This window comes from Aquibacillus koreensis, from assembly GCF_025154055.1.
Classification (GTDB): Bacteria; Bacillota; Bacilli; order Bacillales; family Amphibacillaceae; genus Aquibacillus_C; species Aquibacillus_C koreensis.
In genome coordinates this window covers 1-12,266 of record NZ_JAOALK010000007.1, presented here as the reverse complement: position 1 = coordinate 12,266, position 12,266 = coordinate 1, and the positions used below count along the sequence as shown (strand labels likewise).

Sequence of the window (12,266 nt, the reverse complement as noted above, 5' to 3'; positions counted from 1 at the left end):
ACTGAAATTTTTTAATCAAGGATTGGACAAGTTATCAATCAAGTAAATCAAAACCATTTCTTAAAAAAGTCAATGACCTGTTTTCTCATTGCAGCTGTTTCGAAATGACCAATATTATATCGAACAAGTTTCCACGCTTCAGAAACACCTTCCTCTAGGTACACCGTTTTCAACTCCTCGTCAATAATATCTAAACCTTTTCTAGGAGTTAACATATCGTCATTGCCATTCAGGCTTAAATGCGGCCGTGGTGCAATTAGTCGATTAATATCTGCTGTGGTAAAATGCTTGATTAATTTTGGAACATAAAAGTATATACCGTGATGATCAAGGCCTCTTTGTTCTATTAATGTATGGAAATCAACTAAACCACATAGATCCACGCAAACTTTTATTCTTGTGTCCAAAGCTGCGATCCACCAAGACATGACACTTCCCATCGATATCCCCATTGTTCCAAGCCGGTCCGGATCCACATCATCTCGTGCTGTTACGTAATCAATAGCCCGTAACGTATCATAAACCATTTTCCCCCATAATACTTCGCCAGACCAAAGCGCCTCTTTAAAAAGTTCACCCTCTGTTTTACCTCTTCTACTACCAAACCCCCACGCGTCAATACATAGGACTGCATATCCTTGTTTTGCGAGCTCTTCTGCATACGGAGGATCTTGGAGATAAGTATTTCCTTTAATTAACTCATCTTTACCAAGCTCATAGTTTCCGCCATGGGAATGATTAAAAATGATCGTTGGAAAAGGGCCTTCCTGGTTTATTGGACGGACAAAATATGCCGGAACAAGATCGACGCCATTTAAATCAAGTAACCATGTTTCTAGCACATAGTGAGTATGGGCTTTTTCTGCTATTTTTTGTGATGATATTGGTAGTGATCGTGATGGCAATTCACCAAGTAGCTCATATAATTCTTGTCTGCGAGTTTCAGTTTCCATGCGTGTACAACTCCTGATTATGATTTTGATTATTTTTTTTTCTTAGTGTATAGTTGAATATCCTGCTTAGTGGAAACAGAGGGACGGTTCTTGTGTTCACAATTTGTGAACACAAGAACCGTCCCCTTGTTTCCGTTATTCGTTCTTTGTGAATTCTAAATGTTCATCTTCATGGTATTGTTGGTAGCTTTTTAATAGAACTTGTAAGTGAGCGAGCTCATGTTGATACTCCATTAGCTGTGCAGCTAGTGGTAAGAATGTGAGACTATTATCATCATCTTCTTTATAGTCGATGATTAATGCTTCCACTACTCTTGGGATATCAGGTTCCGCAATCGTTAGCAACGATTCCTGTTGTTGTTTTTTAATTCGCCCCATGGAACTAAGTAAGAGTCGCTCATGGGAGTGGATCACTTTATCGACCTCTTCAATCAGTGCAGCTTGCAATTTCGTTGGAATCGATTCTATTTTTTCATCTAATTGATGGAATGCTTTTAATACATCAAACGATTTATTTGCAGTAGCAATTAGTTGGCGAAATACGATTAATTTACGTGCTTTGATTAAGCGATTCTTCTTTAGATACGTGCGTTCCTCTGAAAATAACAAATATATTTGGTCTATTTTTTTCAAATCTTCCTGAATTCTTGTTATTTCTCCCTTTAAGGATGGAAAGTCGGATAAATGTCTAGTTGTTACGCGTAACCATTGCAATATATCGGATGTCGTTTGGTCTACCTTATGAAATAGCTTCGTCTCATATTTAGGTGGTAAAAATAATAAGTTCACTAAGAATGCTGAAAAAATACCTAAAGTTAAAGCTGAGAAACGTAACAAAGCAAATGTGGTAAATGTCATTTGCGTTGAATCCATGACAGCGATGACTGCAACAATTGCTAAAGGAATCGTTTCTGTCATCTTCAAATACATACAAATACCAATGACTAATATCGTGGTAAATCCAATTACGAAAGGGTCATTACCTAATGTAAATACAATTAGCATCGCGGTACCGACACCAATAATATTTGCTTGGATTTGTTCAATAATTGTTTGAAATGACCTGTAGATGGACGGTTGAATTGCAAATACTGCAGCGATACCAGCAAATACAGGGGATGGAAAACCAAGTAGTGTTGCTGCGTAAAGTGCGATTGCAACAGCTAGCCCAGTCTTAAGCATACGTGCGCCGAGTTTCATGACATCATCCTCTTGAAATAATAAAGTGATAGGTACGACAAAGGTTTGTCCATCCTTTTAGGATCAGAAAGGCCAATTATAAACATCATACCTCATCTCACTATGAAACAAACTAATACCTTCATCATTATAGCAAACTTTCTTTACATTATATTTCAACAATGTTGAATAATTCATGTCATTATTATTTTTCGTTATAATTTGTCCAAAAAAAAAGACTTTTGCACAGCGTGTGCAAAAGCCAAGTCTTCATGCTTTGAAGGGAAGTCAAAAGACAAAAAAAGCATGAGTTGAAAATTTAAAATTTTCAAAATAATCATAACATATCCAAAAGTGATAATCAATATTTATTCATAATAATGTATATTTATTAAAACGCTTACATTTTAAAGTTACATATATTATACCATTTTATTAAAGAGATAGCTCTAACAAATGTGAGTCTTTTAACAATTAAGAGAACGGATTTCAATTATTAGAGCATATTGGTATTATGATTAACCGGTTAGAAAGTGGTACATACTTGTATTTTTATAAAGAAATTTAACTGGTCATTTTTTTAAAGCAATTCGGTACTTTCTAAATGTAGATACGAAATAGCCGTTATCTTTGTTTCATAGATAAAGAAAAAAAAGACCAAACCCAATGTCGATTTGGTCCAAAATGTGAATATCTCCTTTAAGCCATTTGTTCAAACGCGTGGTTAACAGCTTTGAGTGTTTCTGTGATATCTTTTTCCGTATGTGCAATGGTTAAAAACCATGCTTCATATTTGGATGGAGCAAGATTAATTCCTTGTCTAAGCATAAGTTTAAAGAATTTACCAAACTGCTCGGTATCGGTTGCCTCTGCCTGTGCGTAGTTTTCGATTTTTTCTTTTGTGAAATAGACAGTCAATGCACCTTTCAAACGATTAACAGTGATAGCGATGTTGTGTTTGTCTGCCGCACGGAGAATCCCTTCTTCTAACATTTGGCCAAGTCGATCTAACTTTTCGTACGTGCCTGGTTCCTTTAGTACTTCTAGACAGGCAATGCCAGCTGTCATCGATGCAGGATTTCCTGCCATTGTACCAGCTTGGTAAGCAGGCCCAAGCGGAGCAACTTGTTCCATAATTTCTTTTTTTCCACCATAAGCACCGATAGGTAAGCCTCCACCGATGATTTTTCCTAAAGCAGTCATGTCAGGCTCTACCCCTACTAATTGTTGGGCACTTCCATAGGTAAAACGGAAAGCGGTAATTACTTCATCATAGATGACTAATCCGCCCGCTTCGTGCATCAGGTCATTTACTTGTTGTAAAAAGCCTGGCTTTGGTTCGACAATTCCGAAGTTACCGACGATCGGTTCGACTAACACCGCGGCAACTTGATCACCCCAATGATCGAGTGCTTCTTTAAATGCGTCGATGTCATTAAATGGAACGGTGATCACTTCTTGTGCTGTAGATTTTGTTACGCCGGCAGAGTCAGGGTTACCAAGTGTAGATGGACCGGATCCAGCTTGAACCAAAACGATATCCGAGTGGCCGTGGTAACAACCAGCAAATTTAATGATCTTATCCCGATTCGTGTACGCTCTTGCAACACGGATCGTCGTCATTACTGCTTCTGTCCCAGAGTTTACAAAACGAACCTTTTCTAAGGAAGGAATAGCGTCTTTTAACAATTTTGCAAATGTGTTTTCGAGTGCAGTGGGCGTGCCGTATAACACACCGTTATGTGCGGCCTTTACGATAGCTTGTGTTATATGAGGATGCGCGTGCCCAGTGATGATTGGACCATAAGCAGCAAGGTAATCGATGTATTTATTGCCATCGACGTCCCAAAAATAAGCGCCTTCTCCTCTCTCCATATAGACCGGTGTCCCGCCACCAACCCCTTTATAGGCGCGTGATGGTGAATTCACTCCGCCAACAATGTGCTCTTGTGCTTCTTTATGTAATTTTTCTGAATTAGTTATATGCATGATTTTTCCTCCAATAAACAGTATCGATACCTATTTTATCACTAAAAGATTCTCGCGGAAAATACGGAGCTAGCGTTAGCTTCCACTAGATTAATTGGCATGACTCGCGTTTTCCTATCGTAATCTATAAATAGAGACAAGCGTAATTTTTGAAAGAGGGCGTTATTGGTCTAGGTGGAAAGGGGTATTGGAATGGTTGCAGTGGTCGCCATCATCTTAATTATTGTGTTATTGGGTGGGAGTTTATATTCTTTTTTTCATCATAAGTCCTACCAACGAAGTTATTTCTCTTATGAAATTTTCTACACATTAATTCTTGTATATTTTAGTGTGTTAATAAGTTTTGGACTATTATATTTTATGCTATCGTTTAGTGGCGTCATCTTAGTCGAGGGCGGAGTGCTTCAAGAAGTAGGTGTGCTTGAGTCGCTTGCCCATTCGATGTATTTCAGTGGTGTAACACTGATGACGGTAGGTTATGGGGATATTACGCCAATTGGCTGGGGGAGACTTCTTGCTTTATTAGAAGCGATGATCGGATACCTTTTACCTGCTGCGTTTTTCTTGAAGGTTTGGCTTGAGTCGAAGGAGAAGGATGATGATGAACGAGGAGAGCAAGAAAAAGAGAAGAAACATGAAGTGGATTATTTGTAAGTATCGTCCAAATTGGATACGCTTATAGTATGTTAGTACATTGGAGGTAATATAGATGAGTTTAGAAGTAGGAAACCAAGCACCAGGTTTTGAATTGAAAGCGAATAATGGTGAAACTGTAAAACTATCTGATTATAAAGGTAAAAATGTCGTGTTGTATTTTTATCCGAAAGACGATACACCGGGTTGTACGACTGAAGCATGTGATTTCCGTGACAATCACGAAAGCTTTGCTGATTTAGATGCAGTAATCTTAGGTGTGAGCCCTGATTCAGAAGAAAGCCATAAGAAATTTATCAACAAACACGAGCTTCCATTCCAATTGTTAGTTGATGAGGACCATAAAGTAGCGGAAGATTACGGCGTATGGCAGTTGAAGAAAAAATTCGGAAAAGAATACATGGGTATCGTGCGTTCCACGTTTATCATTGATAAAGAAGGCGTACTCCAAAAAGAATACCGCGAAGTAAAAGTAAAAGGACACGTAGATGACGCACTAACCTTCATCCGCGAAAACCTAAAATAAAATGAACGATATATAAACGGAGGGACAGTTCCTGGAAACAGGGGGACGGTTCTTCCGTTTCTTTTTTTCGTTAAGAAGAAAAACGTGAACGGAAGAACCGTCCCCCTGTTTCCGCCTCTGTTTCCATATGTATATTTGGAAAAATAATGGGAAATTTAAAGTGGTGAATTACATAAGGAGGGTATTAAGGTGGATCATAATCCTAATTTAGCCTCATCAGAGTTGGGGAGCATCTGGGGCTCCTATATGGCAGAGAGTTTAAATATATGTTTGATGAAGCATTTTATTGCAAATGTAGAAGACCCAGACATTAAGGAGATTGTGCAATTTTCAAAAGCACTTTCGGAAGGGCATTTAAAATCGGTAACAAGCATTTTTCAACAAGAAGGTATTCCGATTCCACAAGGGTACACGGATGCGGATGTCAACGAAGAGGCACCAAGGTTATTTTCCGATACTTATTATTTAAGATTTTTACAGTTCATGGCGAGAACAGGTGCTAGCATAAACGGTATGGCGTTAGGTACATCTTATCGAGAAGATACGTTAGCCTATTACCGAGCGGCAATAAATGAGAGTACGGAGTTATATAATAGAGTTATTAATCTTATGAAAGTTAAAGGAATCTTGGTACGAACCCCTTACATGAACTATCCTACTAAGGTGGAGTTTATAGAAGATGATTCTTTTCTTTCTGGTATTCTAACAACGAATAAAAGATCCTTGTTGGCGATTGAAATCAACCACTTATCTAATAATATTGAGGCAAATGCCATTGGTAGGACCTTAATGGATGCCCTAACACAAGTTACTGCATCGAATAAAGTGAAACAACATCTTCAAGATGGCTATAAGTTAGCAACTGACGTGATTAAAACACTTCAAAATACGTTAGATAAAAATCATACGTATTCACCGTTCCCATCCGATTCAACGATTACGGATAGTAAAGTTGCTCCGTTTTCGGACAAGATAATGATGGGATTGAGTTCCATTCTATCTACAATCTCCATGGGTATGCTAGGACAAGGTTTAGCGGCAAGTATGCGGACAGACTTAATCGCATCCTATACGCAATTAATTGCCAAAGTAGGAAAATACGCATCCACTGGTGCAAAAATAGCAATAGGAGAAGGGTGGATGGAAAAACCACCACAAACCACCGACAGAAACAAACTGCAAAAATAGGAAACATGGGGACGGTTCTTGTGAGCACGAAACGTGCACACAAGAACCGTCCCCATGCGTTTTTTCTAAGTCCTGAGGTGGAGGTGATCTCCTACTTGTGCCGTATTTATCTTTCATGCAAAAGGAATTTGCTTATGTAGCACGAATAAAGAATAAATACGAAAGAATAACCAAGTAGGAGGAGATAGTATTGAAAGATCCACGCTTAGCGGACCTAGCAGATTTGCTTTTAAAGCATTCCTTAAAAATAAAACCGGGTGAAAAGGTGCTTATTTCAGGGAACACGAATACAAAACCCCTTATAAAAGAACTAATCGAAAAAGCATACACATATGAGGCGCTCCCATTCGCTGAATTGTTTGATGATGAAGTAAGAAGGCTTATGATTACAGAATCAAAAGAAGAGCAATACGAACTTATGAATAAATGGAACATGGCTAAATACCAAGACCTTGATGCATTTATCCAAATTATTGGCGAAGAAAATGATGCAGAGTTCGGTGATGTTCCGGCAGAAAAATGGCAAATATCTGGGCGACTACTAAAGCCGTCAAATGACTTTCTGGTGGATAATAAAAAGTGGGTGTTGCTAAATTACCCAACGCAAGGTGCTGCCCAGAAAGCGACGATGAGCTATGACCAATATTATGATTATTTAATCGAGGTATGTACCGTAGATTATAACAAAATGGAAGAGGCCCAGAGACCATTAAAGGATCTTATGGACCGTACAGATCAAGTCCGAATTACGGCAGAAGGAACCGATTTAACTTTTTCCATTAAAGATATTCCTGCAGTAATGTGTTATGGTGAGTTAAACATCCCGGACGGTGAAGTTTACACTGCACCTGTAAAGGATAGCGTCAATGGTACGATCACATATAATACCCCATGTCCTTATCAAGGAATTACATTTCATAACGTGTCGCTAACATTCGAAAATGGAAAAATAGTCAAGGCGACAGCAGATAAAACAGAGGAATTGAATAAGATACTGGATACAGACGAGGGCGCTCGTTATATCGGTGAATTCGCACTTGGATTAAATCCAAAAATCACCGAACCAATGGGAGATATTCTATTTGATGAGAAAATCACAGGTAGTCTACATTTCACGCCAGGTGCTGCCTATGATGACGCGCAAAACGGAAATGACTCTGCTGTCCATTGGGATATGGTACTCATTCAACGACCAGAATATGGTGGTGGGGAAATATATTTTGATGATGTACTTATTCGAAAAGACGGACAGTTTGTACTAGAAGAATTAAAAGGCCTAAATCCAGAAAATTTGTCGTAAAAGTAGGCAAACCTTCTATACAAAGAGGTAAGGGGCTACATATAGTATCTTAGAACCCTAAAACCTCCCCTTTTCATATAATATAGAATATATGAGTGGCACAAGGACTTCCCTTCCTTGTGCTTTTTTTTTTTTGGACTAAACCTTATTTATAGTAGTATTCAACCCGAGTCTCTGGAAAAAAACATAAAAAAATCTAGTCACTACTGCAATATATTTTAGCTATCTTAGTAAAAGCTATATAATAAATGTTAAATAGGAGGGAGAACAATTGCTTGTATTATCAACAACAACTGAAATTAAACAATCATGTCAAAGCCTGATTGATACATACCCGGACATAGAATTTCAATTTTACGAAAACATCGAACAAGCGATGGAGGAACTGCCAGAAGCGGAAGTACTTGTTACATACGGGGAAGACTTGAATGAGGAAATCATCGCAAAGGCAACGAAACTGAAATGGATTATGGTAATTTCCGCTGGGCTGGAAGAAATGCCACTTGCGGCTATAAGCGAGCGGAATATCCTTGTGACAAATGCAAGAGGGATCCACAAAGTTCAAATGGCGGAATATGCGATTGGAATGCTCCTTCAAGTATATCGAAATACGAAGGTCGTAATCGAAAATCAACAACAACACCATTGGGATCGAAATATCCCTGTCGATGAGATAAGTAGAAAAACAATGCTAGTAGTTGGTGCCGGTGCCATTGGCCAGGAGTTAGCGAGATTAGCAAAAGCGTTTCGAATGAAAACGATCGGAGTTTCAAAAAGTGGAGCACAAAAAGAGCATTTCGATCAGGTACATACGATGGATGAACTCTCAGGCATCCTACCAGAAGTAGATTTTGTGATATCAATCTTACCGAGCACAGACGAAACCATTGATTATTATCAAGCGGAGCATTTTAGTCAAATGAAGAAGACAGCTGTATTCTTAAATATGGGACGAGGAAATGCCGTAAAAAGTGAAATACTTATCGATGCTTTAGATCAAAAAGAACTTGCTCATGTTGTCCTGGATGTGTTTGAACAGGAACCATTACCCAAAAACCACCCATTATGGGGTCATCCAAATGTAACATTAACACCTCATATCTCAAGTAGAACACCTTATTATATCCCAAGAGCGATTGAAATTTTTGAGCAGAACTTTAAAAAGTACATGCTTGGGGAAACGAATTACATAAATAAGATTGATTTGAAGAGGGGGTATTAAGGATGAGGATTTATACTAGATCAGGTGATAAAGGGAAAACTTCTTTAATATATGGAAAACGTGTTGCGAAAAATGATTTGAGAGTGGAAGCTTACGGAACCTGTGATGAAGCAAATTCAATGATTGGATTAGCCGTTAGTTATGTAACGGAAGCGTCTGAGTGGGAAGGGAAAGAAGACTTCTTGGATATGTTACATAAAATACAAACTTGGTTGTTTCATGCAGGAGCGGAATTAGCAACGCCGAGTGATAAAGAAGTGACATGGAAACTTAGACAAGCGCATATTGATCAACTGGAAAGTCAAATAGATAGGTGGGACGAGCAACTTCCACCTCTAAAAAACTTTATTTTACCCTCTGGTCATCAGGCTTCCGCAGCCTTACATACTGCTAGAACAATTGTAAGAAGAGCGGAACGACATGCAGTAGGTTTACTAGATGAATTGAAAGAGGATATCGTCCTTATCTTTTTAAATCGACTATCGGACTTTTTATTTGTTGCAGCAAGGTATGTGAATCAGTCATTAGGTGGTAAAGAATTGCTGTTAAAGGTGGACGAATAGCATAAAAATAGCATTATAATAATATACTTTTATTGACAGAATGTTTATTAAAAAGTACACTAATTATAAGAATTATAAAATAATAATTGTTAGAATACAATAGCTGTAGTAATATACTTGGTAATAGATAACCGATGCTTACTTTATCCTATTTTATTTGAAAGTGAGGTGCATGACGATGACTGAAGTAAGACTTCAAGAAGCTGTTGGAAAGTTGAAAGAATCAGGAGTTAGAATTACACCACAGCGTCATGCGGTACTAGAATTCTTATTAAATGCAGAAATCCACCCTACCGCAGATGATATATACAAAGCGCTCGAAGGGAAATTTCCGAATATGAGCGTAGCAACAGTATATAACAATCTTCGCGTATTTCGTGAGATCGGTTTAGTAAGAGAATTGACCTACGGGGATTCTTCTAGTCGATTTGATTGCAACACATCGAAGCATTACCATATTATTTGTGACTCTTGTGGAAAAATAGTTGATTTTCATTATCCGAGTTTGGATGAAGTGGAATCACTTGCGGAACAAGTTACAGGTTTTGATGTAAGTCATCATCGAATGGAAATATACGGTGTGTGTAAAGAGTGTAAAGAAAGTAAGAAACAACTCGTTTAACAAATTAGTCCTTTTTAAGAGGATATATTATTAAAATAAAAAAACAATCCAACCTATTCGGGTGGATTGTTTTTATGTGCAAGTATAATTATTTGCTGTCTTTTTCTCTCAATTCTTTACGATACTCTTTTGAATTGTATTTCTCATCAAATTCTACGCCTTCTAAATTCTTGTCCATAGTCAAAGGCTGTTTGCAATGCATGCAGGCATCCACGCGCCCTAATAACTTGGTAGGCTTCTCGCAAGAAGGACAGATAATTTGAATTGCCCTCGTTGATAGCAAACCGATCCAAAAATAAACGACAGTACTAAATACAATACACAAAAGACCAAGAATAAAGAAAATGACCATTAACCACGCTACATTTTTAACTAGAATTCCTAAGTACATCACACCAAAGCCAATAAAAATTAAACTAAGTGCAAAAGTTCGAATCTTATTTATCTTATTTGAATAATTTAAGGCCACTTTAATCCCTCCATATGTTCAAATCGTAGTATAGCATATTTTTCGTGAGAAGAAGTAGGATTGCTCCTATATTAATTGAAAGCGCAAAATGGTAGTAGGGTGTGTTCGTTTATAAGACGTCAAGGACCCTAAAAAAATAGCTACCATTTTCGAAAGGTATGTTACATAAAATACATAGATAAAAAAAGGATTTCGGCTCTATTTTATCGAAATAGTTTTTACTAGAGATAAATTTGCTTATAAAGCTTTAAGAACAAGACATAAATAGAAAAAAATATAAAAACTCGGCATGTGTATTTGTCGGGTTTTATAGTGGGGGAAATATAATGGAAGACTTATTGCGTCCTATTTACCAAGAAAGAGCGAGTCATGCCAATACACTAGGAATCTTAATCATGGAAAAGAGCAAAGAGTTCAGTCCAGAAACGGATAATTTTGATGTTATCTTACTTGTTATAGTTACAGATGGTACTGAACCTTGGCTAGTAAAGCACTATGAATTTGAAGGGAAATCAGCTGCGCTTCATGTAGTGGAAGAAAGTTTACTGAAAAACTGGATAGATACAAGCACATATCGACGTGCTGTGGAATGGGTTATAAATGGGAAGGCAATTTTTGATCGCAATGAATATATTGCAATGTTAAAAGAGGAACTTAGAACCTTTCCGCAAGAAAAAAGAAATTTAAAGCTTACGATTGATTTTGCTAGACTAACAAGAAGTTATAGTGAGTCAAAAGATTTATTTGCATCTGGCAACTATTTAGATGCCTACAGTCGAGTGCTTCGTTCCTTACATTACCTTGGCCGTCTTGCGATTATTGAAAAAGGCTACCATCCAGAAGTTCTTGTATGGAGTCAAGTGAAGCGGATCGATCCAGAAGTGTTTAAGCTTTACGAAGAGTTAATCAATAGTAATGAAGAAACAGAAAAACGAGTGGAACTTATGCTATTAGCAGTAGAATTTGCATTAAACGCAAGAGCGAAAAGCTGTTGTGAGCATTTATTAGAGATCATGCGCTCCAAAGATGAACCATGGAGCTTTGGCGAATTAAAGGTACATCCAGATGTCAGATCATATGCGTTAGATTTAAGCACATTAGTGGAATACTTAACGAGTAAGCAGATCTTAGAAGTGATTCAAGTCGAGACTAAAGGGCAAGGCATTTACCATCGCAAATACAAAGTGATGTGATGTTTCTTCTATAGAAGGAATTGGTTTCGTGTAAAGGTCTAATCCAGAGAAGAATAGTGAAGTTGAGAAAAAATGATAAAAGATGTTGACTCTGAACCGTCCATCGTGTTATATTAATATCCGTCGTCAGAAAGGCGGCGGGTTACACATCACAAATGAAAGCTGAAATACTGGTTGACTTTGTGAATGTTCCTATGCTATATTGAATTGGTCGCTTCGAACGAAGTGATTAACAAAAAAACAAAAAAGTTGTTGACTTTGAGAATGCAACCTGATATTATATAGAGGTTGTCGCAAAAAAACAACAACACACATTGATCTTTGAAAACTGAACAAAACAATCATTTATGTCAAGCAAGAAAAAAGCTAGTTTTTTGAATGAGTTAACACTCAAACACTTTATGGAGA

12 protein-coding genes are annotated in these 12,266 nt (G+C 37.6%); 8 read left to right on the top strand and 4 right to left on the bottom strand.

Annotated elements, in window-relative coordinates:
• Positions 1 to 47: 47 nt before the first annotated feature.
• The 3 genes from NYQ66_RS01085 to NYQ66_RS01075 all read right to left on the bottom strand — a co-directional run bounded on the left by NYQ66_RS01085 (position 48) and on the right by NYQ66_RS01075 (position 4,121).
• Positions 48 to 953: a dienelactone hydrolase family protein gene (locus tag NYQ66_RS01085; RefSeq protein WP_259865928.1), complete on the bottom strand. Its 906-nt coding sequence runs from the start codon at positions 951 to 953 to the stop codon at positions 48 to 50.
• 135 nt (positions 954 to 1,088) lie between these two features.
• On the bottom strand, positions 1,089 to 2,153 hold the full coding sequence (locus NYQ66_RS01080; protein WP_259865926.1) for an FUSC family protein: 1,065 nt from the start codon (positions 2,151 to 2,153) through the stop codon (positions 1,089 to 1,091).
• A 678-nt stretch (positions 2,154 to 2,831) separates the two neighbouring features.
• A complete protein-coding gene (locus NYQ66_RS01075) occupies positions 2,832 to 4,121 on the bottom strand; it encodes a glutamate-1-semialdehyde 2,1-aminomutase (protein ID WP_259865924.1) in 1,290 nt (429 codons plus the stop codon).
• A 192-nt stretch (positions 4,122 to 4,313) separates the two neighbouring features.
• On the opposite strand from NYQ66_RS01075, the gene NYQ66_RS01070 reads away from it, so the two are divergent.
• The 7 genes from NYQ66_RS01070 (at position 4,314) to perR (ending at position 10,196) form a co-directional block, all read left to right on the top strand.
• Complete coding sequence (locus tag NYQ66_RS01070; protein WP_259865922.1) at positions 4,314 to 4,775, top strand: potassium channel family protein; 462 nt, start codon at positions 4,314 to 4,316, stop codon at positions 4,773 to 4,775.
• A 55-nt stretch (positions 4,776 to 4,830) separates the two neighbouring features.
• Positions 4,831 to 5,301, top strand: a complete 471-nt coding sequence (bcp, locus tag NYQ66_RS01065; RefSeq protein WP_259865920.1) for a thioredoxin-dependent thiol peroxidase — start codon at positions 4,831 to 4,833, stop codon at positions 5,299 to 5,301.
• Between the two features lie 189 nt (positions 5,302 to 5,490).
• Positions 5,491 to 6,489: a DUF3231 family protein gene (locus NYQ66_RS01060; protein WP_259865918.1), complete on the top strand. Its 999-nt coding sequence runs from the start codon at positions 5,491 to 5,493 to the stop codon at positions 6,487 to 6,489.
• 190 nt (positions 6,490 to 6,679) lie between these two features.
• Positions 6,680 to 7,789 (top strand): aminopeptidase, encoded by a 1,110-nt coding sequence (locus NYQ66_RS01055; RefSeq protein ID WP_259865916.1) that lies wholly within the window; start codon positions 6,680 to 6,682, stop codon positions 7,787 to 7,789.
• Positions 7,790 to 8,060: 271 nt separating this feature from the next.
• Positions 8,061 to 9,011 carry a D-2-hydroxyacid dehydrogenase gene (locus tag NYQ66_RS01050; protein WP_259865914.1) on the top strand — a complete coding sequence of 317 codons (951 nt, stop codon included), beginning with the start codon at positions 8,061 to 8,063 and terminating at the stop codon, positions 9,009 to 9,011.
• Positions 9,012 to 9,013: 2 nt separating this feature from the next.
• The gene (locus tag NYQ66_RS01045; RefSeq protein ID WP_259865912.1) at positions 9,014 to 9,574 is read left to right on the top strand and encodes a cob(I)yrinic acid a,c-diamide adenosyltransferase; all 561 of its coding nucleotides are present in this window, start codon (positions 9,014 to 9,016) and stop codon (positions 9,572 to 9,574) included.
• 178 nt (positions 9,575 to 9,752) lie between these two features.
• Positions 9,753 to 10,196, top strand: a complete 444-nt coding sequence (gene perR, locus NYQ66_RS01040; RefSeq protein ID WP_259865910.1) for a peroxide-responsive transcriptional repressor PerR — start codon at positions 9,753 to 9,755, stop codon at positions 10,194 to 10,196.
• An 88-nt stretch (positions 10,197 to 10,284) separates the two neighbouring features.
• Here the strand turns inward: perR and NYQ66_RS01035 are convergent, their stop codons facing one another.
• The gene (locus tag NYQ66_RS01035) at positions 10,285 to 10,665 is read right to left on the bottom strand and encodes a YgzB family protein (protein ID WP_407652034.1); all 381 of its coding nucleotides are present in this window, start codon (positions 10,663 to 10,665) and stop codon (positions 10,285 to 10,287) included.
• A gap of 326 nt (positions 10,666 to 10,991) precedes the next feature.
• On the opposite strand from NYQ66_RS01035, the gene NYQ66_RS01030 reads away from it, so the two are divergent.
• Positions 10,992 to 11,858, top strand: a complete 867-nt coding sequence (locus NYQ66_RS01030; RefSeq protein WP_259865908.1) for a nucleotidyltransferase-like protein — start codon at positions 10,992 to 10,994, stop codon at positions 11,856 to 11,858.
• Positions 11,859 to 12,266: the final 408 nt, after the last annotated feature.